This is a genomic window from Sagittula sp. NFXS13, assembly GCF_040148795.1.
Lineage (GTDB): Bacteria > Pseudomonadota > Alphaproteobacteria > Rhodobacterales > Rhodobacteraceae > Sagittula > Sagittula marina.
In genome coordinates, this window is the sequence record NZ_JAGEMH010000003.1 from 19,471 (window position 1) to 41,865 (window position 22,395).

19 protein-coding genes are annotated in these 22,395 nt (G+C 61.1%); 15 read left to right on the forward strand and 4 right to left on the reverse strand.

Going from position 1 to position 22,395, the window contains the following annotated elements; genetic code table 11:
• Positions 1–103: 103 nt before the first annotated feature.
• From tolB to folD, 9 genes are all read left to right on the forward strand, one after another.
• The gene (gene tolB / locus J4E08_RS07820; RefSeq protein WP_349538475.1) at positions 104–1,381 is read left to right on the forward strand and encodes a Tol-Pal system beta propeller repeat protein TolB; all 1,278 of its coding nucleotides are present in this window, start codon (positions 104–106) and stop codon (positions 1,379–1,381) included.
• A 107-nt stretch (positions 1,382–1,488) separates the two neighbouring features.
• On the forward strand, positions 1,489–2,025 hold the full coding sequence (gene pal, locus J4E08_RS07825; RefSeq protein ID WP_183963966.1) for a peptidoglycan-associated lipoprotein Pal: 537 nt from the start codon (positions 1,489–1,491) through the stop codon (positions 2,023–2,025).
• Positions 2,026–2,029: 4 nt separating this feature from the next.
• A complete protein-coding gene (locus J4E08_RS07830; RefSeq protein ID WP_349537996.1) occupies positions 2,030–2,866 on the forward strand; it encodes a tol-pal system YbgF family protein in 837 nt (278 codons plus the stop codon).
• A gap of 90 nt (positions 2,867–2,956) precedes the next feature.
• Positions 2,957–4,213, forward strand: coding sequence for a tRNA lysidine(34) synthetase TilS (tilS, locus tag J4E08_RS07835; protein ID WP_349537997.1), 1,257 nt, complete (start codon positions 2,957–2,959; stop codon positions 4,211–4,213).
• A gap of 77 nt (positions 4,214–4,290) precedes the next feature.
• Entirely contained in the window at positions 4,291–6,204 is a 1,914-nt protein-coding gene (gene ftsH / locus J4E08_RS07840; RefSeq protein WP_183963955.1) for an ATP-dependent zinc metalloprotease FtsH, read from the forward strand.
• Between the two features lie 312 nt (positions 6,205–6,516).
• Positions 6,517–7,107 (forward strand): MOSC domain-containing protein, encoded by a 591-nt coding sequence (locus J4E08_RS07845; protein ID WP_349537998.1) that lies wholly within the window; start codon positions 6,517–6,519, stop codon positions 7,105–7,107.
• A 101-nt stretch (positions 7,108–7,208) separates the two neighbouring features.
• A complete protein-coding gene (locus tag J4E08_RS07850; protein ID WP_349537999.1) occupies positions 7,209–8,885 on the forward strand; it encodes a formate--tetrahydrofolate ligase in 1,677 nt (558 codons plus the stop codon).
• Between the two features lie 144 nt (positions 8,886–9,029).
• Positions 9,030–9,344: a chorismate mutase gene (locus J4E08_RS07855; RefSeq protein ID WP_349538000.1), complete on the forward strand. Its 315-nt coding sequence runs from the start codon at positions 9,030–9,032 to the stop codon at positions 9,342–9,344.
• Entirely contained in the window at positions 9,341–10,243 is a 903-nt protein-coding gene (gene folD, locus J4E08_RS07860; protein WP_349538001.1) for a bifunctional methylenetetrahydrofolate dehydrogenase/methenyltetrahydrofolate cyclohydrolase FolD, read from the forward strand. The genes J4E08_RS07855 and folD overlap by 4 nt, the downstream gene beginning before the upstream one ends.
• Before the next feature lie 53 nt (positions 10,244–10,296).
• On the opposite strand, the gene J4E08_RS07865 is transcribed toward folD, so the two are convergent.
• Complete coding sequence (locus tag J4E08_RS07865) at positions 10,297–11,154, reverse strand: helix-turn-helix domain-containing protein (RefSeq protein WP_349538002.1); 858 nt, start codon at positions 11,152–11,154, stop codon at positions 10,297–10,299.
• A 137-nt stretch (positions 11,155–11,291) separates the two neighbouring features.
• Here J4E08_RS07865 and J4E08_RS07870 point away from each other — a divergent pair, with 137 nt between their 5' ends.
• Positions 11,292–11,462 carry a DUF2061 domain-containing protein gene (locus J4E08_RS07870; RefSeq protein WP_502949260.1) on the forward strand — a complete coding sequence of 57 codons (171 nt, stop codon included), beginning with the start codon at positions 11,292–11,294 and terminating at the stop codon, positions 11,460–11,462.
• Positions 11,463–11,518: 56 nt separating this feature from the next.
• Complete coding sequence (locus J4E08_RS07875) at positions 11,519–12,421, forward strand: EamA family transporter (protein ID WP_349538004.1); 903 nt, start codon at positions 11,519–11,521, stop codon at positions 12,419–12,421.
• Between the two features lie 373 nt (positions 12,422–12,794).
• Here J4E08_RS07875 and glyA read toward each other — a convergent pair whose 3' ends face one another.
• A complete protein-coding gene (gene glyA / locus J4E08_RS07880; protein ID WP_183963939.1) occupies positions 12,795–14,078 on the reverse strand; it encodes a serine hydroxymethyltransferase in 1,284 nt (427 codons plus the stop codon).
• 185 nt (positions 14,079–14,263) lie between these two features.
• Between glyA and J4E08_RS07885 the strand changes: the two genes are divergently transcribed.
• From J4E08_RS07885 to J4E08_RS07895, 3 genes are all read left to right on the forward strand, one after another.
• Entirely contained in the window at positions 14,264–15,025 is a 762-nt protein-coding gene (locus J4E08_RS07885) for an NAD kinase (RefSeq protein WP_349538005.1), read from the forward strand.
• 137 nt (positions 15,026–15,162) lie between these two features.
• A complete protein-coding gene (locus J4E08_RS07890) occupies positions 15,163–16,011 on the forward strand; it encodes a 2-keto-4-pentenoate hydratase (RefSeq protein ID WP_349538006.1) in 849 nt (282 codons plus the stop codon).
• Between the two features lie 157 nt (positions 16,012–16,168).
• Positions 16,169–16,828, forward strand: coding sequence for a Hint domain-containing protein (locus J4E08_RS07895; protein WP_349538007.1), 660 nt, complete (start codon positions 16,169–16,171; stop codon positions 16,826–16,828).
• A 136-nt stretch (positions 16,829–16,964) separates the two neighbouring features.
• Here the strand turns inward: J4E08_RS07895 and prpE are convergent, their stop codons facing one another.
• The gene (prpE, locus tag J4E08_RS07900) at positions 16,965–18,854 is read right to left on the reverse strand and encodes a propionate-CoA ligase PrpE (RefSeq protein ID WP_349538008.1); all 1,890 of its coding nucleotides are present in this window, start codon (positions 18,852–18,854) and stop codon (positions 16,965–16,967) included.
• A 286-nt stretch (positions 18,855–19,140) separates the two neighbouring features.
• On the opposite strand from prpE, the gene J4E08_RS07905 reads away from it, so the two are divergent.
• Positions 19,141–20,043 carry a hypothetical protein gene (locus J4E08_RS07905; protein ID WP_349538009.1) on the forward strand — a complete coding sequence of 301 codons (903 nt, stop codon included), beginning with the start codon at positions 19,141–19,143 and terminating at the stop codon, positions 20,041–20,043.
• 14 nt (positions 20,044–20,057) lie between these two features.
• Here the strand turns inward: J4E08_RS07905 and J4E08_RS07910 are convergent, their stop codons facing one another.
• Complete coding sequence (locus J4E08_RS07910) at positions 20,058–22,349, reverse strand: NADP-dependent malic enzyme (RefSeq protein WP_349538010.1); 2,292 nt, start codon at positions 22,347–22,349, stop codon at positions 20,058–20,060.
• Between the last annotated feature and the right edge of the window lie 46 nt (positions 22,350–22,395).

Consider the following 22,395-nt stretch of genomic DNA (forward strand, 5'->3'; position numbering starts at 1 on the left):
GACCCGTTGGGCAGTTGGTGGGCAGATCCCGAGGAGCGGTTCCATGACAAAACGAGCCATGACGTGGCTGATGTTGGCGCTTGCGCTGGTTTTTGCCGGGGGGATGCAAGTGTCGCCCCTGTCGGCACAGGAGCCTTTGCGCCTCGAAATCGACCGCGGGATCGTCGAACCAATGCCGGTCGCGGTCCCGGCCTTCGTCGCAGAGACGCCGGGGGCGGAACAATTCGCGGAGGATATCTCCCGCGTGGTGGCAGAGGATCTGGTCGGCACTGGCCTTTTCCGTGAAATTCCCCGCGATGCGCACATCAGCCGGGTGTCTGCCTTTGCCTCGCCTGTGCAGTTTGCTGACTGGAAAGCGATCAACGCTCAGGCGCTGGTCACTGGCGCGGTCAGCACCGATGGCGCTGGTCGCGTGGTTGTAAAGTTCCGTGCCTGGGATGTCTTTGCAGAGCGTGAGCTGGGAGAGGGCATGCAATTCGCTGCAACCTCCGAGGGCTGGCGTCGTCTGGCGCATAAGGTGGCCGATCAGGTCTACCGCCGCCTGACCGGCGAAAGCCCGTACTTCGACAGCCGCGTGGTTTTCGTTTCCGAAGTCGGCCCCAAGGATGACCGCCAGAAACGTCTCGCCATCATGGATTATGACGGCGCGAACGTGCAGTATCTCACGGACAGCGCTTCCATCGTTCTGGCGCCGCGCTTCTCTCCCAACGGCAATCAAGTGCTTTACACGTCTTACCAGACGGGCTTCCCGCGCATTCACATTCTTGATGTCGGCGCGGTGCAAAGCCGCATCTTGCAGGCCAATGAGGGCACCATGAGCTTTGCGCCCCGCTTTTCGCCGGATGGCAGTCGGGTGGTCTACTCCATGACCCAAGGCTCGAACACTGACATCTGGGCAATGGACGTCGCCAGTGGTGCAACGCGGCGGCTGACATCCACCCCCGCGATCGAAACCGCACCGTCGTTTTCGCCAGATGGCTCGCAGATCGTGTTTGAATCGGACCGCAGTGGATCTCAACAGTTGTATGTCATGCCCGCAATGGGCGGCGACGCGCAGCGTATTTCCTTCGGGGAAGGCCGCTACGGTACGCCGGTCTGGTCGCCCAGAGGGGACCGCATCGCGTTCACCAAGCAGAACCAAGGGCGGTTCCACATCGGCGTCATGAACACAAACGGCTCTGAGGAGCGTTTGCTGACGGCCTCCTTCCTCGACGAGGGGCCGACCTGGGCGCCGAACGGGCGTGTCATCATGTTCACGCGGGAAACCCAAGGCGCACAGGGGGCCTCCGCCCTCTATTCCGTGGACATTTCCGGGCGAAACCTGCGCCGGGTTCGAACCCCTGCCGGGGCATCCGATCCAAGCTGGGGACCGCTTCAGTAACCTTCACGTGTCGGGGCGCAGCCCCGATTCCCTTATTGCGTTGGATGTGGTAGAAGACCCGCAACAACACTTGCGCCAAACGGGCGCGACAGAGCAGGACGACAGTGATGCAACATCTCCCTAAAGCCCTCATGCTGGTGGCGGCGCTGGCCGTGGCCGGCTGTACCAATCCCAACCGTTTCGGTGCCGGAGCCGATGGCGCCGGTGGCGCAGGCATGGGCGCCAACAATGGCGTGACCAGCGGCGTGCTGCCCGGCAGCGTCGATGACCCGACCTCCACAGCCTATTTCAACCAGCGCGTTGGCGACCGCGTGTTGTTCGCGGTGGACCAATCGAGCCTGAGCGCCGAGGGGCGCGCAATTCTGGACGGGCAGGCGCAGTGGTTGACGACCAACTCCGACTACATGGCCGTGATCGAAGGTCACGCGGACGAACAGGGCACGCGGGAATACAACCTTGCGCTTGGGGCACGCCGTGCCAACGCCGTGATGGAATACCTCGTGAGCCGCGGCATCTCTCAAAGCCGGTTGAAGTTCGTGTCCTACGGCAAGGAACGCCCGCTTGAAGTCTGCTCCACCGAGGCTTGTTATTCCAAGAACCGTCGCGCGGTCACTGTGATCGCCGCCGGTTCGTTGATGGGGTGATGCCATGCAATCGGTTCTGAGAAACATGTTGGTGGGCGCGGTTTTTCTGACCGCGCCTTTGACGGCTCAGGCTCAGGATACGCTGGCGGATGTGCAGCAGGATCTCGCCGTGCTGTCCGTCGAGTTGCAAAAACTGAAGCGTGAGCTTTCCACGACCGGGGGCAGCGATGTCACCGTTTCCGGCGATGTGCTGCAACGCGTGAACCTGATCGAATCAGAACTTGCGCGCGTGACAGCCAAAACGGAAGAGCTGGAGCATCGCGTCGTCACAGTGGCCGAGGACGGCGCGAACCGCCTGGGCGACCTGCAATTCCGCGTCTGCGAAATGGAGCCCGGCTGTGATCTGGCGACCATCGGGCAGACGACGACCTTGGGTGGCGAGTCGGGTGTGCCTGCCGCGCCTTCTGCGCCTGTGGCTGGCTCCGGAACCGATTCGCTGCCATATGAAGGCGAGCTGGCTGTGAGCGAGGAAGAGGACTTTCGGTCGGCCAAGGACGCTTTGGACGAGGGGGATTTCCAGCGCGCTGCGGATCTGTTCGCCAACTTCCGCGAAAGCTATCCAATGGGGCCGTTGGAACCTGCCGCGCTGGTTGGGGAAGGCCGTGCATTGGAGGGCATGGGCGACACGCGTGAAGCTGCGCGGCGCTATCTCGATGCCTACAGTGGTTTCCCTGACAGCCAGAGCGCGCCCGAAGCGCTGTGGCGTCTGGGGACGAAGCTTGGCGAGCTGGGGTCGGTTCAAGAGGCTTGCGTGACGCTGGCCGAAGTGCCTCAACGTTATGGTGATTCCGACTATGTGGACCGCGCGGCGGAGAGCCGTGATACGTTTTCCTGTCAGTAACTTTGAATCGCTAAGCGGGTGTGGGGGCGTTCTTCCTTTTGGGCCACGCGGCGTACCCCGGACCCTATGCGCCAGAAAAAGCGGGGCTGCATGACGCTCGATCAGCGATTCGCCGAAAACATGGGGGCCCTTTTGGGCCCCTCTTTTCCGTCGCAGATTGGTTTGGCCGTGTCTGGCGGCGGCGATTCGATGGCCATGCTCACCCTCGCGCATAACTGGACCCGCGTCTGGGGCGTGGATCTGCGTGTGGTGACTGTGGATCACGGTTTGCGACCGGAGGCGGCCGAAGAGGCAAAGATGGTCGCGGAGGAGTGTGCCGCGCTCGGCTGGCCACACGACACGCTAAGCTGGAATTGGGATGGCAAGGGCAACAAAATGGAAGCGGCGCGGGAGGCGCGGTTTTCGTTGATCGAGGGTTGGCGCGGTGCTCTGCGTCATGTCCTGTTCGCACACACGCGCGATGATGTGGCCGAAGGCTTCCTGATGCGTCTTGCGCGCGGGGCCGGAGTGGATGGACTGTCTTCGATGGCGGCGCGACGTCGGGTGCACGGGTTTGATGTGGTGCGGCCCTGTCTGGACATGGGGCGCAGCGAGCTGCGGCACTACCTGAAAGTCCTTCAGGGGCGCTGGGTGGACGATCCTTCCAACGACGACGTGGCTTTTGACCGCGCCCGGATGCGGCGCCTGTTGACCGTGCTCGAAGACGAAGGGCTAGGCGTGGAGGTGCTGGCCGGCGCGGCTGCGCGGATGGGTCGCGCCCGCCAGGCTTTGACCGCACGCGCGGCGCAAGCTTGGGATCTTGCCGGGGTGGAGGGCGAAAGCTGTGGTCAGCCCACCGGGGAAATCTTGTTCTACCGCGGCGCATTTGAGGCGCTGGAGCGCGATACCCAACTGCGGCTTCTGGCGGCGGCTTTGATGTGGGTGTCGGGGCAGGGGCTGCGTCCGCGCATTGCGCCGCTGGAGGACGTGCTGGATCGGCTGCTGTCTGGCGGCGGCGGCACGTTGCATGGCTGCGATGCAGTGACAGAACGCAGTCAGATCAGGATCTTCCGCGAATTATCGGCCTTGCAGAGTTTGCCTGAGGGGCAGGTCCTGTGGGACGGGCGCTGGTCTTGTGACGCGCGCGGTTTGCGGCATTTGGGGGAGGACGGTTGGCGTCTGCTTCCGCCGGACGCGCGAGCCCACCACCCGCATCGCGCAGCCCGATCCTTGCCCTCCGTCTGGGTCGGAGACGAACTGGTGGCCTGCCCGGCGCTTGGACTTCGCGCGGGCTGTATCGGCCAACTGGAGTTTCTGCCCATGGGCACACGGTCGCTGACCTTCAGGCAGTTTCTCGTCACGCATTGAACCGGCTGCACATATGTCTATGTTATGCTGAAACCGCGCCTTCGGGCCGAACGCTTCCCTGTCAAAGGAGTGCCGTCTTGGGCAACGCTCGTAATATCGCCTTTTGGGTCGTCCTATTTTTGCTGATCCTGGCACTTTTCAACCTGTTTTCGGGGGGACCGTCCACGCTGCAAAGCCGTGAGACGAGTTACACTGAATTTGTCGATGACGTGAATGCGGGCAATGTTGCCAGCGTCACGATCGATGGTGAACAGGTTCGCTACCGGACCACCGACCAGCAGGACATGGTCACGATCAAACCGGAAGACGCCGAAGTCACCAATATGTTGATTGAGCGCGATGTGCCGGTCACGGCCAAAAGCCAGGAAAGCTCCGGCTTTCAGGTTTTCTTGCTGAACCTTCTGCCCTTCCTGCTGCTCATCGGCGTCTGGATTTATTTCATGAACCGGATGCAGGGCGGTGGCAAAGGCGGCGCGATGGGCTTTGGCAAGTCGAAGGCCAAGTTGCTGACTGAAAAGCACGGCCGGGTGACGTTCGATGACGTTGCTGGTATCGACGAGGCCAAGGAAGAGCTTGAGGAAATCGTTGAATTCCTGCGCAATCCGCAGAAATATTCCCGCCTTGGCGGCAAGATCCCCAAAGGTGCGCTGCTGGTGGGCCCTCCCGGCACCGGTAAAACGCTTCTGGCACGCTCCGTCGCGGGTGAGGCCGGTGTGCCATTCTTCACGATTTCCGGGTCTGACTTCGTTGAAATGTTCGTTGGTGTCGGCGCGTCGCGTGTGCGTGACATGTTCGAACAGGCGAAGAAGAACGCGCCCTGCATCGTCTTCATCGACGAAATCGACGCCGTTGGGCGCGCGCGTGGCCAAGGCTACGGCGGGGGCAATGACGAACGTGAACAGACGCTCAACCAGCTTCTGGTCGAAATGGACGGTTTTGAAGCAAACGAAGGCGTCATCATCATCGCTGCCACCAACCGGCGCGACGTTCTCGACCCCGCGCTGCTGCGGCCGGGCCGTTTCGACCGCCAGGTGACCGTGGGCAACCCGGACATCAAGGGGCGTGAGAAGATCCTCGGCGTGCATGCAAAGAAGACCCCCCTGGGCCCTGACGTTGATCTTCGCCTGATTGCGCGCGGAACACCGGGCTTCTCCGGCGCGGATCTTGCGAACCTTGTGAACGAGGCAGCCCTGATGGCTGCGCGCTATGGGCGTCGCTTCGTGACGATGGAAGACTTCGAGAACGCGAAGGACAAGGTCATGATGGGGGCGGAGCGCCGCTCCATGGTCTTGACCGACGATCAGAAGGAAAAGACAGCTTTCCACGAAGCAGGTCACGCGGTTGTCGGCCTCGCCCTGCCGCAGTGTGATCCTGTTTACAAGGCGACGATCATCCCGCGTGGCGGGGCGCTTGGCATGGTGGTAAGTTTGCCGGAAATCGACCGTCTGAACTGGCACAAATCCGAGTGTGAAGAGAAGATGGCCATGACAATGGCAGGTAAGGCGGCCGAGATCATCAAGTACGGCGAAGAGAATGTCTCCAACGGGCCGGCGGGTGATATCCAACAGGCTTCCGCACTGGCACGTGCCATGGTCCTTCAGTGGGGCATGTCCGACAAGGTTGGCAACATCGATTACCGCGAGGCGGCGGAAGGATATTCCGGGAATACGGCCGGTCTGTCTGTCTCTGCTGAAACAAAGCGGTTGATCGAGGAAGAAGTGAAGCGCTTGATCGCGGATGCCTACGACCGTGCCTTCCAGATTCTGACTGATCGTAAGGACGATTGGGAGCGACTGGCGAACGGCCTGCTGGAATATGAGACGCTCACCGGCGAAGAGATCAAGCGTGTGATGCGTGGCGATCCTCCGCAATCGGGTGATGATGACAGCGGATCAGGTGTGGTGGATGAAAAGCCCAGTTTGACCGCCATTCCCAAGACCAAGCCAAAGGCAAAGCCAGCAGGCGATCTTGAGCCCGAGCCGAGCGCCTGAACGCGCACAGGTTTTCGCATCGTCTTTTAGACAGAACGCCCCGGGATCTATGAACGATCCCGGGGTTTTCTTTTGCGTCGCGCCTGCGCTCTTCTGCTTGGGGTAACCGGGCCTCGTTGAACTTTGGTTCGAAGCAATCATTGAGGCAAAGACCCGCGACGCCTTTCCAGCGGCCACATTTGCTTGCGCGCTGCGCCCGCAGCCTTGTGACATCAAAGGCCACAAACTGGCACCAGTGGCCGACGAGCCCTTGCACCTGCCTGCGCCCCGCGACAGTTTGTCAGCAGCACACGGATCGTAAGGGATTGGATAATGCCTGCTTTGAAGCCAACGGATTATACTTGCGAAGTGATTTGGCTGGGGGTCGTCACAAACGGCGATCGCAAGGAATTGCTCTCAGAGGTGCTGACCGACGCGATGCTCAGCTTTGAGGGGCTTGCCGGGTCCTTTCATGGTGGTCTGACGCGGCCTTCCTGTTCCCGTGTGAAGTCTCAGTATGCCAAGGGCACCGAGATCCGGAATGAGCGTCAGCTGAGCATTGTCAGTGCAGAGGAACTTGCTGCAATAGCAGCCAAAATGGGCGTTGAGCGGATCGACCCGGCGCGCATGGGGGCGTCGATGGTCGTGAAGGGCTTGCCGGATTTCAGCCATGTGCCCCCCTCTTCGCGGCTGCAGGCGCCTTCCGGCGCGACATTGACGGTGGACATGGAAAACCGGCCCTGCCAGTTTCCCGCCCTCTCTTTGGCAAAGGTGGTGGGCGATGACGCGAAACAGTTCAAATCCGCGGCAAACGGGCGCCGTGGCGTGACCGCTTGGGTCGCAGCAGAGGGGCGCATTTCCATCGGCGACACCCTGACCTTGCATGTTCCCGACCAGCCGCCGTGGCAGCCGAGTATGCTCTGACGGTAGTGGAGGTATGTCGCAGAATGTCTGTATTGCGGTGACAACCCCCTCTGTGGCCGGGTATCAGTGCCAAAAAGCGTTACCGCCAACGGGGAGGAATCATGACCTACAAGAGCGACATCGAGATTGCCCGCGACGCGCAGAAGAAACCAATTCAGGAAATTGGCGATCGTTTGGGCATACCGGCTGAACATCTGCTGCCCTACGGTCATGACAAAGCGAAAATTGGCCAGAGCTTCATCAACGATGCGCAGGACCGCCCCGACGGAAAGCTGATCCTTGTCACCGCGATCAACCCGACCCCTGCGGGCGAGGGCAAGACCACAACTACCGTTGGCTTGGGCGATGGCTTGAACCGCATCGGCAAGAAGGCAATGATCTGCATCCGCGAAGCATCCCTTGGTCCGAACTTTGGCATGAAGGGCGGGGCCGCGGGCGGCGGTTACGCACAGGTCGTGCCAATGGAGGAGATGAACCTCCATTTCACCGGCGATTTCCACGCGATCACCTCCGCGCATAGTTTGCTGTCGGCGATGATCGACAACCATATTTATTGGGGCAATTTGTCGAAAATCGACACGCGCAGAGTCACATGGCGCCGCGTCGTCGATATGAATGACCGGTCCTTGCGGCAAATCACGTCTTCCTTGGGCGGCGCGGCAAATGGCTACCCGCGCGAAGACGGCTTTGACATCACTGTCGCATCGGAAGTCATGGCCATTCTGTGTCTGGCCAAGGACCTCAAGGATCTGGAAAAGCGGCTGGGCGACATGATCGTGGCCTATCGGACAGATAAGTCGCCGGTCTTCTGCCGCGATATCAAGGCCGAGGGGGCCATGACGGTCCTGCTGAAGGACGCCATGCAGCCGAACCTGGTGCAGACGTTGGAAAACAATCCGGCCTTTGTACATGGCGGTCCCTTCGCCAATATCGCGCATGGGTGCAACTCGGTGATCGCCACGACCACGGCGCTGAAGCTCGCGGACTATGTCGTGACCGAAGCAGGCTTTGGCGCCGATCTTGGCGCCGAAAAGTTCATGGACATCAAATGTCGCAAGGCTGGGCTGAAGCCGGACGCGGTTGTGATCGTCGCCACCGTACGGGCCATGAAGATGAACGGCGGTGTGGCGAAGTCGGATCTTGGCAGCGAAAACGTCCAAGCGGTGAAGGACGGCTGCCCGAACCTGGGCCGTCACATTGAAAATATGAAGAAGTTCGGCGTCCCTGCTTTGGTGGGCATCAACCACTTCGTCACGGACACCGACGCAGAGGTACAAGCGGTGATCGACTATTGCGCCTCGCTGGGCGTCGAAGCTGTGTTGAACAAACATTGGGCCGAAGGCGGTGCTGGTATCGAAGAAACCGCGCAAAAGGTGGTGGCGCTTTGTGACGGTGGCTCTGCCAACTATGCGCCTCTCTACGGTGATGACCTCCCGCTGGCTGCGAAAATCGAAACCGTTTGCCGCGAGATTTACCGCGCCGATGGCGTGGTGATGGACAATAAGGTTTTGAGCCAACTCAAGGATTGGGAAGAGCAAGGCTACGGTCATTTGCCGGTCTGCATGGCAAAAACGCAGTATTCATTCTCCACCGATCCGGACCAGCGCGGCGCGCCGACCGGGTTTGACATCCCGGTGCGAGAGGTTCGGCTGTCCGCTGGTGCGGGTTTTGTCGTGGTGGTCTGCGGCGAAATCATGACCATGCCGGGCCTGCCGCGCAAACCGGCGGCTGAATCGATCCACCTCAACGAAGACGGCCTGATCGAGGGGCTTTTCTGAGCCAAGCCGTAGATGATCGGAAACGGCGAAGCGATGGAGCGTGCCAAACCGTCGTACCCGCCGTGTTATCCGTCGCGCCCGGCGTGGCAAATGTCGGACGTGACCGATAGGAACCGGGCGATAGTTCATACCAAGGAAGTCGGAATGCCACGCAGAGACCCGGAACAGATCGACAGCATGGCGGAACTGCGTCGCGGAATTGACGAGATTGATGCGGCCCTGATGGATTTGCTGGCGGAACGGTGGCGTCATACGGAACAGGCACCGCGCCTGAAGGCGGTCGAAGGTATTGCGGCGCGGGCTCCGGGCCGTGTTCAGGCGGTTCTCGACCACGTTCGGGAGGGGGCCGAGGCACGCGGCGTGGATGGAGAGATGGTCTCCGCCATGTGGCGGATCATGATTGAGACGGTGATTGCCCGCGAGGAAAGGGCGATCGGCAAGGAAGGGATCGACGGATGACGGCAACTGTGATCGACGGAAAGGCCTTTGCGGCCAGGGTGCGTGAAAAGGTCGGCGGCCACGTGGCGCGCCTGAAGCAAGAGCACGGCATCACGCCGGGATTGGCGGTTGTTCTGGTGGGCGAAGATCCCGCAAGCCAGGTCTACGTCCGCTCCAAGGGAAAGATGACCGTCGAGGTCGGCATGAATTCCTACGAGCACAAGCTGGACGTTGACACGGCGGAGGCCGATCTGCTGGCATTGATCGACACGCTGAACAACGACCCGGCGGTGCACGGTATCCTTGTTCAACTGCCGCTGCCAAAGCACATGAACGAAGATCTGGTGATCAACGCCATCGACCCGGCAAAGGATGTTGATGGTTTCCATATCTCCAACGTGGGGCTGCTGGGCACGGGGCAGAAATCAATGGTCCCCTGTACGCCTCTGGGGTGCCTGATGATGTTGCGTGACCATCACGGTTCGCTGTCCGGCATGGACGCGGTGGTGATCGGGCGCTCGAACATTGTTGGTAAGCCGATGGCGCAACTGCTGCTGGGCGAAAGCTGCACCGTAACGATTGCACATTCCCGGACAAAGGATCTGGCTGACGTTGTGCGTCGCGCGGACATCGTTGTCGCTGCCGTCGGACGCCCCGAGATGGTGCCGGGCGACTGGATCAAAAAGGGGGCCACCGTCATCGACGTGGGCATCAACCGCATAGATGCGCCGGAAAAAGGCGAGGGCAAAACGCGCCTCGTGGGCGATTGCCACTACGACAGCTGCGCTGAAAAAGCCGGGGCAATTACTCCGGTGCCCGGTGGCGTCGGACCCATGACAATCGCTTGCCTGCTGGCCAATACGGTCACGGCCTGCAGCCGCGCCAATGGCCTGCCGGAGCCGGAAGGACTGACCGTCTGAAGAGCCAATGGTCTGAAACGGAAAGGCGCGGCGCAGGCTGCGCCTTTTTGTATTCAGATGGTTCGTGCCAGTCCACGCAGATGCGCTGGCAGGTCACGCGCAGTCACGGTGGCTTCGCGCACGAGGTGGTCGAAATGCGAAGTCAGCACCGCCAACCGGTCCTTATCCCTGAATGCGATGTAGTTTCGCCCGATGTAGAGCACGGCCAACAACGGACCAAAGATTGTCAGCGGCGCAGAATACAGCCGCCGAGCATCATACAGTGTGACCCGCAAACGGGGGTAAAGCGTCTCTGCCAACTCGGCCATCACCTCCAGCTGAGTGTGGCGAATATCAGCGGACAGGCCGGCATAGTAGCCCGACCCTTCGGCAAAGGCGGCCAGCTCGAACAATGGCAATGCGATTTCGTAATCCGACTGTGAGGCGCGCATCCAGTTCAGTCGATCCTCCGATGCATTGATCGCCTGCTCTGTCGTCTTGCCCAGATGCGGGCCGTATTCCCACTCCAGCATGTCGCGGGTCTTCAACACATCGGGCAGGGCGGGGGGCACATAGCGGATCTTGTACCCCTCGGCTTCGCGATGCCAGTTGAAGATCTGCTCATCGACCAAGGCCCGTGGCGCCTCTGTCAGCGTCAGAGCATTGGCGAGCAGGTCGGCTGCGTTCTCGGGGCGCTCTGACAGGCCCAAAAGCCAGTCGGTCGACACGCCCAGCACCTGTGCACAAGCGGCAACCAGATGCGCGTTGGGCAGGCGTGCGCCCTTGTCCTTCAGCAACTGCGAAATCGTAGAGCGGTCGACGCCAATATCGCGCGCCAGCGCGGTTTGGTTGCTGCGGGCTGTGGTCATTGCTTCGGTCAGTCGATCGCGCAGCAATGCCGCTCGAATGCGCTTGTCGGGAATTTTCACCATGTGGTGATTATTATCACTACTGCTGGGTTTTGTGAAGCATACGCAGAATAGTCCCTCCCTTTGGCAGACGATAGGAAGGCTGCAATCGACACAACGGAGGCAATATGGAAACCCGGCAAAGAACGATTTTGAAATCAGTGGTTTGGACCTTGATTGGCCTGTTCAGCATGGGCGTGGTCGGCTTGCTGTTCACCGGCTCGATTGCGGTGGGTGGCGGCATGGCGTTGGTAAACGCAATCGTCGGCTTTCTGTGCTACCTGATTTATGAGCGTGTCTGGGCTGGTATCCGGTGGGGACGCCTGATCTGAGCCTTACGGTCGCTTAGGGGCTGGACCTTGCGCCACCCCGCGCGCAAGAGCAGGGCATGGAACTCTGGATCATCGCCACACTCAGCGCAGCAGTCTTTCAGACTGTGCGCTTCATGCTGCAAAAAGTCTTGGCGGGCGGACGATTAAGTGCCACCGGCAGTACATTTGCCCGCTTCGCCTACGCTGCGCCCGCAGCGGCGGTGCTGCTTCTGGGGTATCTCTGGATCACGCAAGCGGCGCTGCCCTCTATCACGCCAGACTTCTGGGTGTGGGCGATCTTCGGCGGTTTTGGTCAGATACTTGCGACAGTTCTTGTTGTTCTGGCATTCCGAGAACGTAATTTCGCTGTCGGCGTAACGCTGAAAAAGACCGAGGTCATTCAGACCGCGCTTCTGGGGCTGATCCTACTCGGAGAAGTGATTTCCCTGCCGGGATGGATCGGCATCGGTATTGGCCTGATCGGTGTGCTGTTGCTGTCTCGAACGCCGGGTATCGACGGAGCACTATGGACCCAACTGCGCAGCCGCGTTGTGCTGCTCGGCGTCGGGGCTGGCTTTTTCTTTGCCGTCGCCGGAGTGGGCTACCGTGCGGCAACATTGCAGGTCGGCAGCGATGATCCGGTGCTGCGTGCATTGATTGGATTGGTCTTTGTGACCATAGGTCAAGCAATGGGGATGGCCGCGTGGCTGCGGTGGCGCGCGCCGGGAGAGATCACGCGCGTCTGGCAGGCACGGCGCACGGCGGTCTGGCTGGGATTGACCTCGGCCTTTGGCACGATGAGCTGGTTCACGGCGTTCACATTGCAGACTGCCGCTTACGTCTATGCCGTGGGGCAGGTCGAATTGGTCTTGTCTCTGGCGGCCTCGGTTTTGTGGTTCAAAGAGAAGGTGACAGCGCGCGAGGTCGCAGGCATCGCCGTTCTGACCGTATCGGTGGTCATACTGGTTCTGGCTGCCTAGAGATCGGGGCGACCGTTGCGCTGCATCCCGGGACAGCGGTTTAGTAACTGGTCTCCATAAACCACGTCTATCTGCATTGTTTCGCCGAATACCCTGATCTCTGTTTGGCGCCCTTTCAGGCGGCGATGCGCGCAGATTGTCCCCTGTCACAATGGTATCTAAACACCTCCCCCAAACATCGGAACCCCAGATTTGAACGCACTTCATCGCGGCAGCTGCCATGTTCAGCCTCCAAAGCCCTGAGGCCCGGAGCCAATCCCCGCACCGGGAAAACGCCCGAAGCCGCGCTGTGCGAAAGCTGACCTAGCGGGCGTAAAACTGAAAAGGGCCGCCCGTTTTGGGCGGCCCTTCGCGTGTCCTTGCTCTAGGGAAATCAGAGCGTCGGATAGATCGGGAATTTGGCGCAGAGGGCTTCGACCTCAGCCTTCACCTTGGCCTCGACTTCGCCGTTGCCGTCTTCGCCATTGGCAGCAAGTCCATCGACCACTTCGATGATCCAGTCCGCGATCTGGCGGAACTCGGCCTCGCCAAAGCCACGGGTGGTGCCCGCCGGGGAGCCAAGACGGATGCCGGAGGTGACCATCGGCTTCTCGGGGTCAAACGGCACGCCGTTCTTGTTGCACGTGATGTGCGCACGACCCAGAGCCTTCTCTGTGGCATTGCCCTTCACGCCCTTGGGGCGCAGATCGACCAGCACCACGTGGGTGTCTGTGCCGTGGGTCACGGTGTCGAGGCCGCCTTTGATCAGCTGATCGGACAGAGCCTGCGCATTGTTGACCACATCCTTGATGTAGTCCTTGAACTCTGGGCGAAGCGCCTCGCCAAAGGCCACGGCCTTGCCTGCGATGACATGCATCAACGGACCGCCCTGGATGCCCGGGAAGATGGCAGAGTTGAACTTCTTTGCCAGTGCTTCGTCGTTGGTCAGGATCATCCCGCCGCGCGGACCGCGCAGGGTCTTGTGCGTGGTTGTGGTCGCCACATGTGCGTGGGGGAAGGGCGAGGGGTGCTCACCCGCCGCCACGAGACCGGCAAAGTGCGCCATGTCCACGTGCAGATATGCGCCCACGGAATCCGCGATTTCGCGCATTTTGGCAAAATCGATCTGGCGCGGAATGGCAGAGCCACCGGCGATGATCAGCTTCGGTTTGTGCTCGGTCGCGAGCGCCTGAACTTCGTCGTAATCAAGCAGGTTGTCCTGTTTGCGCACGCCGTACTGGATGGCGTTGAACCACTTGCCGGATTGGTTCGGCTTGGCACCGTGGGTCAGGTGGCCGCCCGCGTCCAGCGACATGCCGAGGATGGTGTCGCCGGGCTGCAGCAGCGCGGTGAATACACCTTGGTTGGCCTGAGAGCCGGAATTCGGCTGCACGTTGGCGAATTCGCAGTTGAACAGCTGCTTGGCGCGGTCGATGGCGAGATTTTCTGCCACGTCGACCCAGTCACAGCCGCCGTAGTAGCGCTTGCCGGGGTAACCTTCGGCATATTTGTTGGTCATGACCGACCCTTGCGCCTGCATGACGGCACGAGAGACGATGTTTTCCGAAGCGATCAGCTCGATCTCGTCGCGCTGGCGGCCCAGTTCGCCGGTGATGGAGGCAAAGAGTTCGGGATCGCGGTCGGCGAGGTCTTCGGTGAAGAAACCATTGGCAGCCATGTGTCTGATCTCCTGTCAGGGTAGGTTTGACGTTCTCGTACCGGAAAGCGCGGCGGGGTCAAATACGGCAAAACGACTTAGTGGAATATTCTAGCGGCACGTCTGGCCCATTCTAAGCGAATGTGGTTCGATCCGCTCCTCAAGGCGCGGACAGGAAACCGCGCGAAGCCCCCGCTGGAGGACATATGTCGTTACGGATCGCCTTTTGCGCCTCACGCGCGCCGATCGCCCAAGCGGCGCGGACGTCCTTGTCCCGACGCTACGGCGACCACAACGAACAGGGCGCCGACGTTATCGTGACCCTTGGGGGTGACGGCTTCATGCTGCATACCCTGCACCGCACGCAGGACAACCCGGCGCCGGTCTACGGGATGAACCGGGGCACCGTTGGCTTCTTGATGAACGAGTATTCGGAGCACGGGCTGGTGGAGCGGCTGCAATCTGCCGAAGAAGGGGTTATCAATCCGCTCGGAATGCGCGCCCTTTGTGCCGATGGGACCGAGCATCGCGGCCTGGCGATCAACGAGGTGTCCTTGCTGCGCGCTGGGCCGCAGGCCGCCAAGCTGCGGATCAGTGTGGATGGCAAGGTGCGCTTGTCCGAATTGGTGTGCGACGGTGCGCTTGTGGCGACGCCTGCGGGATCGACGGCTTACAATTACAGTGCGCACGGCCCGATCTTGCCCATTGGCTCGGATGTGCTGGCGCTGACCGCTGTTGCGGCGTTTCGTCCACGGCGCTGGCGGGGCGCGCTGCTGCCAAAATCGGCGGAGGTCGGATTCGAAGTCTTGGAAGCCGACAAACGCCCGGTCATGGCGGAGGCAGACAGTGTCGCCGTGCGCAACGTGGTGCAGGTCCACATCCGATCAGAGCCTGATGTGCGCCACCGTGTGTTGTTCGACCCGGGTCATGGTCTCGAAGAACGCCTGATCAGCGAGCAATTCGTTTAAACCTGAGGCCTTGCCGGCCAGCTCTGCCAGCTACGCGAAAATGTCCTCCGACGGCTGACATAATTCACCCATAGGTGGAGTGTCAGCTATAGTCTTTCGTATGGGGGAGTCGCATCCCTCCAAAGGGAGGAAGTTTCATGAACCGTTTTCTTGCCAGCCTTGGCATATCCATCCTGTGCGCCGGATCAGCCGGGGCAGAGTGCGCAAGCGACGCGGCCATCGCAGCTTTCGTCGCTGATTTCGAAGCTAAGGTGCCGACGCAAGCGCTCGTGCCAGACGGTACAATGGAAGACGCCCGTTGCACGCAGGCCAAACTGTCGGAGGCGATGCAGCCCAAGCTGGGGCCGATCGTCGGGTACAAGGCAGGGCTGACGTCAGCCCCTGTGCAGGCACGTTTCGGCGCAACAGAACCGGTGGGTGGCGTTCTATATGAGAAGATGCTGCTCGAAGATGGCGCCGAAGTGCCCATGGCTTTTGGCGCACGTCCTTTGTTCGAGGCCGACCTTTTGCTGGTCATAAACGATTCGCAGGTGAACGAAGCGCAGACGCCGGAGGAGGTGATGGCCCATGTCTCCGCGGTTCGGCCCTTCATCGAGCTGCCTGATCTCACTGTGGCCGAAGACCAGCCGATCAATGGGGTGACCTTGACCGCCATGGGCGTTGCCCCTCGGCTGGGTGTCATGGGGGCAGAAATCCCTGTCGAAGACCCGGCCGCAATGCTCGACGCGTTGGCCGGGATGCAGGTGACCGTGCGCGATGCCACGGGGGCCGTGATGGCAGAGGCATCCGGCGCATCCGTCTTGGGAAATCCTGTGAACTCCGTGCTTTGGCTGATGTCGAAGGGGTATGTCCTGAAGGCTGGCGATTTGATCTCCGTCGGCTCGATCGGGCCGCTTTTGCCACCGGCCAAGGCGCAGGGTGGGGCCAGCGTGACCTATGTCGGCCTGCCGGGTGATCCGACAGTCTCGGTCGTCTTCACGCCGTAAAAGCGGATCTGAAAAGCGCCATTTGTGGAAAGCGGTTCGTCGTGAACTTCGAGTTTACCAGTCTCGCGGATAGTGGCGTTCATCACCTGGGCGGGCGACGCGGATTGAACGCGCATTGCTGCCGTTCGGGGTGTCGCAACACACGAAGGGGGCTCATATGTGTTTCGTGACCGGCTGTATCATAGCCACACCCGGCGGCGGGCGCCCGGTTGAAACGCTCGCTTCGGGCGATCTGGTTCTGACCACGGAGGGCAGGGCGGAGCCTGTGCTTTGGGTAGGAACCTCTCGGATCAGCTGGGCGGAACAGATGTCCAACACGCGCAAACGCCCGATTCGGATCGGACGCGATGCTCTGGGGCCGGGGGTGCCCGAACGCGCGGTGATGCTTTCGCCACAGCATCGGGTGCTTGTGCGGTCACGGCAGGTGAAACGGATCGTCGGCGAGGAGGAGGCTCTGGTGCCGGCCTTGGCCTTGACCGGGCTGCCGGGGGTTCGGGTCATGCCGTCGCTGCCCGGTCTGGACTATGTCCACATTGCCTGTGCCAGGCACACCTTGCTGCTGGTAGAAGGGGCAGGCGTCGAAAGCATCCTGCCCGAGCCGCTGTCCTTGCAGGAGATGGCCTCCGCGCAGCGCGTCGATCTGGCTGAAACCCTCGGCTGGGCCGAAGCCCGGTGGCACGATCATCAACGGGTGCGCCCGACGCTGTCCGTGCGCAAGGCTGAAAAACTGGTGGAACGGTCGATCCGCAGTCGCATCCCTTTGGTCGTGCCAAAAAGCGGATCGGATGATGCTGATGTCCAGCAAGCCAGCGGCTAAGTCAGGGCGATGTGGTTCAGTCACCACATCGCCTGCTCGACCAAGCGCGCCAGATGCCCCGAAGGTGTGACACCGCAATCCAAGCGCTGGTGCGTGGCCGGAAAGCCCCGCCAATCATCTTGGCGGGGGAAACAGCCTACTTTGCGTACCCAAGACCCTGAAGCGCCTCTTTGATTTCGTTCAGAATGGCGGGGTCATCGATTGTCGCGGGCACCTTGACCGTCTCGCCATCGGCTATCTTGGCCATGGTGGCACGCAGAATTTTGCCGGAACGGGTTTTGGGCAGCCGATCCACAACGCAGGCCAGCTTGAACGCCGCCACAGGTCCGATCTGTTGGCGCACCAGCGTCACGCATTCTTTCACGATGTCCTCATGGGGGCGGTTCACGCCGGAGGACAGGCACAGGAATCCCATGGGAAGCTGCCCTTTTAGGTCGTCCTCCACACCGATCACGGCGCATTCAGCCACATCGGCGTGCGAGGCCAGCACCTCCTCCATTGCGCCGGTGGACAAGCGGTGGCCGGCTACATTGATGACATCATCCGTGCGCGCCATGATCGAGACATAGCCGTTCTCGTCAATCATGCCCGCATCGCCGGTTTCGTAGTAGCCGGGGAAGTGATTGAGATAGGCCTTGCGGAAACGGTCTTCGGCATTCCACAGCGTCGGCAATGTGCCGGGCGGCAAGGGCAGCTTGATGGCGATTGCCCCGAGTTTGCCCGTCGGCACCGGATGCCCCGCCTCGTCCAGGATCACCACATCGTAGCCCGGCATCGGCACGGTGGGGGAGCCAAGCTTGACCGGCAATTCTTCGATTCCGACAGGGTTCGCGGCGATGGCCCAGCCGGTTTCGGTTTGCCACCAATGGTCGATGACAGGCACTTTCAGTTGGTCTTGTGCCCATTCTATAGTGGTCGGATCGGCACGCTCGCCCGCGAGGTAGACGGTCTTCAGGCCGGACAGGTCATATTTTCCGACATATTCGCCTTTGGGATCTTCGCGCTTTACGGCTCGGAATGCGGTGGGCGCGGTAAAGAACGATTTCACCTTATGTTCAGAGATGACACGCCAGAATGTGCCTGCGTCTGGGGTGCCCACGGGTTTGCCTTCGAAGACGATTGTCGTGTTGCCGTGGATCAGCGGACCGTAGCAGATGTAGCTGTGGCCGACGACCCACCCCACGTCAGAGGCCGCCCAGAACACGTCGCCGGGGTCGACGTTGTATATGTTCTTCATCGACCAGTTCAGCGCCACAAGATGACCGCCGGTGTGTCTCACAACACCCTTGGGCTGCCCCGTCGTGCCGGAGGTATAGAGGATATAGGCCGGGTGGTTGCCTTCGACCGGTACGCAGTCGGCGGGCTTCACGCCGTATTGAAAGCCGTGCCAATTGAAGTCGCGTCCTTCGACCAGTTTCGCAACCTCTTGCTCCCGCTGGAAGATGACGCAAAAGTCGGGCTTGTGGGCGGCCTGCTCGATGGCATCGTCCAGCAACGGCTTGTAATGCACGACGCGTCCGGGTTCGACCCCGCAAGACGCCGCGATAATCGCTTTCGGTTTGGCATCGTCGATCCGCACGGCCAGTTCATGCGCGGCAAACCCGCCAAAGACGACCGAGTGCACAGCGCCCAGACGAGCGCAGGCCAGCATGGCTTCCAGCGCTTCGGGGATCATCGGCATGTAGATGATGACGCGATCGCCCTTTTCGATGCCTTTTTCCCGCAACGCGCCGGCCAGCATGGCAACGCGGTTGCGCAGTTCGACGTAAGATATTTCTCGCTTAGTCTGGGTGATCGGGCTGTCGTGGATAATGGCGGTTTGTTCGCCCCGGCCCTGTGCAACGTGGCGGTCCACGGCGTTCCAGCAGGTGTTCACCATGCCATCGGCGAACCATTCGTACATATGTTCACCGACATTGGTCAGCGCCTTCGTCGGCGCTTGATCCCAGTCGATGGCTTGCGCGGCCTCCATCCAAAACGCCTCTGGATCGGATGCCCAAGCATTGTAAACCTCTGAATACCCCATGGGGCCCTCCTCCTGTAATACCTTCGCCATCAGGCTTAGGGGGTGGCGGGGCGCTGTCGCAAGTCTGTTGGCGTATGACATGACAGAATATCGCAGGGCTTTGCGAAATCCGCGTTTAATGATCTGCAAATATTTGCAAATACTCTGAATTTCCGGCTTTGCTCTGCGAATTTATGTCCGCTTTGCAAAGTGCTTTGCGGAGGTATTGCAAATCTCCGACTCAGGGGGATGCTTGACCTGGATGCCTTGTCATGGCGTTTTGAACGCAACAGGCGGGAGCACATTCATGCGGGCATTTGCAACGGCAGCGGTCATATCTGTGGGTATTTCATCGGCGGCGCAGGCGCAGTGGAGCTACCAAGAAGGGCCAGAGGCGGGACGCTATGCGGCCTATGTCTGCGCCGATGGTACTGGCGATCCGGCGGCAGAGCGGCTGTGTTTCGGATTGTCCTGTGATGCTGGAAACCCTCTGCGGTTCGGTTTGCGTGCTGAAGGCAATCCCGATCTCTTGGCGCGGTCCGAACTGGATGTGCAGGCCTTTGCCGGCGTGCGCGTTATGCCGCCGCTGGCCTTCCAGACCACGGGCCTTGGCACCTTTGAGGCACCGATGACCAAAAGCCACCTCCCGGGGATCGAGGGGCTAAAGGCCGGGACGCGTCTGGAATTGCGCTATTGGGAAACCGTCGACGTGCCGCCCACGGTCTGGCAGATGTCGCTGTCCGGCTCCAGCGATGCGATTTCCGCGGTGGAGGCAGTGTGCCCTCAGCCGGACTTTGCCGCGCAGGAACTGGCGGCCCGCACGATGGCCGATCCGGCTGCGGCGGTGCTTCGCGACATGCGCGCGGCCTGCGGCGCTCTGGGCGGGGAGGTCTCCGTCGGCGACGACTATGCCGAGGCGATTGACCTTGATGGAGCGGCGGGCAAGGATCTTGTGCTGCGCCATGGCGCGCTAAGCTGTTCTACCGCACAGGATCTCGTCTGTGGTCCTGCTGGCTGTCTGACGTCCATATGGCAGGCGAACGATGACGGGTTCACCCGTGTTTTCCTGAACGCAGTGCGGGACGTGGCCGCGGAGGCGCCAGGGTCGGTGCGGCTGACGCTCAAAGGGTCGCTTTGCGGCCGTGTCGGGGCGCCAAAATGTCAGCAGGTCTGGTCGTTGCAGGACGGGGAATTGATCCCCGCCCCATAATTTTTGATGGCTTGTCAGCCGTAGTGCTGAACCGGCGTGCCGGCGATGGCCGCCATGTTCAGCAAGCCGCGCGCGGTGATCGACGGCGTCACAATATGCGCGCGGTTGCCCATGCCCATCAGGATCGGCCCCACTTCCAGCCCGCCTGCTTTCGTTTTCAGGATGTTGCGCGTGGCCGAAGCCGTGTCCGCATGGCCAAAGAGCAGCACATTCGCCGCGCCCTCCATACGGTTGCCTGGCAACAGGCGTGAGCGCAGATCGGCGTCCAGCGCCGCATCCACGTTCATTTCGCCTTCGTAGCAGAAATCGCAGTCTTGCGCGTCGAGGATTTCCAGCGCTTCACGCAGCCTCTGGCCGGAGCCTTCGGTGTGGTTGCCAAACGACGACTGTGAACACAGTGCGACGTTGGGTGTCAGGCCGAACCGCCGCACGTGACGCGCCGCTCCGATTGCGGCGCGCGCCAGTTCATCCGGGGTGGGGCGGCTGTTGACGTGGGTGTCCGCAATGAACAGCGGGCCATCTTCCAGGATCATCAACGACAGCGCGCCTTGGGGTGTCAGTGTCTTGGTGCCCAACACCTGCCGAATGTAATTCAGATGCCAACGATATTCGCCGAAGGTGCCGCAGATCATCGAATCCGCTTCGTCGCGTTGCACCATCACCGCGCCGATGGCGGTGGTATTGGTGCGCATGATCGCACGGGCAAGATCGGGTGTCACACCGCGACGCGACATGATGTGATGATAGGTTTCCCAGTAATCCCGATAGCGCGGATCGTTTTCCGGGTTCACGATGTGGAAATCGATTCCGGGGCGGACCTTCAGGCCAAAGCGTTCGCAGCGGGCCTCCATCACCTCGGGGCGACCGATCAGGATCGGCTGTTCGGTGGTTTCCTCAAGGATGGCCTGCGCCGCGCGCAGCACGCGCTCATCCTCCCCCTCGGCAAACACGATGCGGCGCGAGGCGGTGGCGGCAGCCTCGAACACTGGGCGCATCAACAGCGAGGATTTGAAGACCGAGGCGTCGAGCTTTTGCTTGTACGCCTTCAGGTCATCCAGCGGCCGTTCGGCCACACCGGTTTCCATCGCGGCCTTCGCGACAGCCGTGGACACGACGCCCGACAGGCGCGGATCGAAAGGCTTTGGAATCAGGTAATCGGCGCCGAATGTCAGCTGCTCGCCACGGTAGGCCGCAGCGGCTTCTGCGCTTGTGGTGGCGCGAGCAAGGGCCGCAATGCCCTCGACGCAGGCGACCTCCATCTCGTCGTTGATGGTCGTCGCGCCAACATCCAGTGCCCCTCGGAAAATGAAGGGGAAGCACAGCACATTGTTGACCTGGTTCGGGAAATCGCTGCGGCCTGTGGCGATGATCGCGTCAGGTACTGCGGCGCGGGCGACATCGGGCATGATTTCTGGATTGGGGTTGGCGAGCGCAAAGATGATCGGACGCTTCGCCATCGTCTGAACATTTTCGGGCTTCAGGACATTCGGACCGGACAGCCCAAGGAAAAGGTCGGCACCCTCAATCACATCGGCCAGCGCGCGCTTGTCAGACGCTTGCGCAAAGGCCGCCTTTTGCGGGTTCATGTCCTCTTCGCGGCCCTGGTAAACCAGCCCGTGAATATCGCAAAGCCAGATGTTCTCGCGCTTCACACCCAGCTTCAGCAGCATGTTCAAACAGGCGATGCCCGCAGCCCCACCGCCGGTGGAGACGACCTTGATGTCCTCGAACTTCTTGCCTGCCACATGCAACGCATTGGTGGCCGCCGCGCCGACAACGATGGCCGTGCCGTGCTGGTCGTCGTGAAACACTGGGATATTCATCCGCTCGCGGCAGATTTGTTCAACGATAAAGCAGTCAGGGGCCTTGATGTCTTCGAGGTTTATTGCGCCAAACGTCGGTTCCAGCGCGCAGACGATCTCTGCCAGCTTTTCCGGGTCCGGTTGATCCACCTCGATATCGAAACAGTCGATGCCGGCGAACTTCTTGAACAGCACCGCCTTGCCTTCCATCACCGGTTTCGACGCCAGCGCCCCGATGTTGCCAAGCCCCAAAACGGCTGTGCCGTTCGAGACCACTGCAACCAGATTGCCGCGGGTCGTGTAGCGCCGCGCCGCTGTCGGGTCTGCCTGAATTTCCAGGCAGGCTTCCGCCACTCCCGGGGAGTAGGCACGGCTCAGGTCACGTCCATTGGCCATCGGCTTGGTGGCGCGGATCTCCAGTTTTCCGGGCTTGGGATGCTCGTGATAGAACAGCGCCGCTTCGCGGAGAGTGTCCTTGGCGGTGTCAGGGGTCTGGTCGCTCATTCGGGGTCCTCCAGCGATGTCCTTGGCGATATGGTTTAGCACTAAA

Bases quoted from the DNA above. Each gene is read 5' to 3' on its own strand.
- J4E08_RS07895 (WP_349538007.1), top strand. From the start codon at position 16,169: ATGTGTTTCGTGACCGGCTGTATCATAGCCACACCCGGCGGCGGGCGC.
- J4E08_RS07850 (WP_349537999.1), top strand. From the start codon at position 7,209: ATGACCTACAAGAGCGACATCGAGATTGCCCGCGACGCGCAGAAGAAA.
- J4E08_RS07855 (WP_349538000.1), top strand. From the start codon at position 9,030: ATGCCACGCAGAGACCCGGAACAGATCGACAGCATGGCGGAACTGCGT.
- pal (WP_183963966.1), top strand. From the start codon at position 1,489: ATGCAACATCTCCCTAAAGCCCTCATGCTGGTGGCGGCGCTGGCCGTG.
- J4E08_RS07830 (WP_349537996.1), top strand. From the start codon at position 2,030: ATGCAATCGGTTCTGAGAAACATGTTGGTGGGCGCGGTTTTTCTGACC.
- tolB (WP_349538475.1), top strand. From the start codon at position 104: ATGCAAGTGTCGCCCCTGTCGGCACAGGAGCCTTTGCGCCTCGAAATC.
- J4E08_RS07910 (WP_349538010.1), bottom strand. From the start codon at position 22,349: ATGAGCGACCAGACCCCTGACACCGCCAAGGACACTCTCCGCGAAGCG.
- folD (WP_349538001.1), top strand. From the start codon at position 9,341: ATGACGGCAACTGTGATCGACGGAAAGGCCTTTGCGGCCAGGGTGCGT.
- prpE (WP_349538008.1), bottom strand. From the start codon at position 18,854: ATGGGGTATTCAGAGGTTTACAATGCTTGGGCATCCGATCCAGAGGCG.
- J4E08_RS07875 (WP_349538004.1), top strand. From the start codon at position 11,519: ATGGAACTCTGGATCATCGCCACACTCAGCGCAGCAGTCTTTCAGACT.
- glyA (WP_183963939.1), bottom strand. From the start codon at position 14,078: ATGGCTGCCAATGGTTTCTTCACCGAAGACCTCGCCGACCGCGATCCC.
- J4E08_RS07905 (WP_349538009.1), top strand. From the start codon at position 19,141: ATGCGGGCATTTGCAACGGCAGCGGTCATATCTGTGGGTATTTCATCG.
- J4E08_RS07845 (WP_349537998.1), top strand. From the start codon at position 6,517: ATGCCTGCTTTGAAGCCAACGGATTATACTTGCGAAGTGATTTGGCTG.
- J4E08_RS07865 (WP_349538002.1), bottom strand. From the start codon at position 11,154: ATGGTGAAAATTCCCGACAAGCGCATTCGAGCGGCATTGCTGCGCGAT.
- J4E08_RS07885 (WP_349538005.1), top strand. From the start codon at position 14,264: ATGTCGTTACGGATCGCCTTTTGCGCCTCACGCGCGCCGATCGCCCAA.
- tilS (WP_349537997.1), top strand. From the start codon at position 2,957: ATGACGCTCGATCAGCGATTCGCCGAAAACATGGGGGCCCTTTTGGGC.
- J4E08_RS07890 (WP_349538006.1), top strand. From the start codon at position 15,163: ATGAACCGTTTTCTTGCCAGCCTTGGCATATCCATCCTGTGCGCCGGA.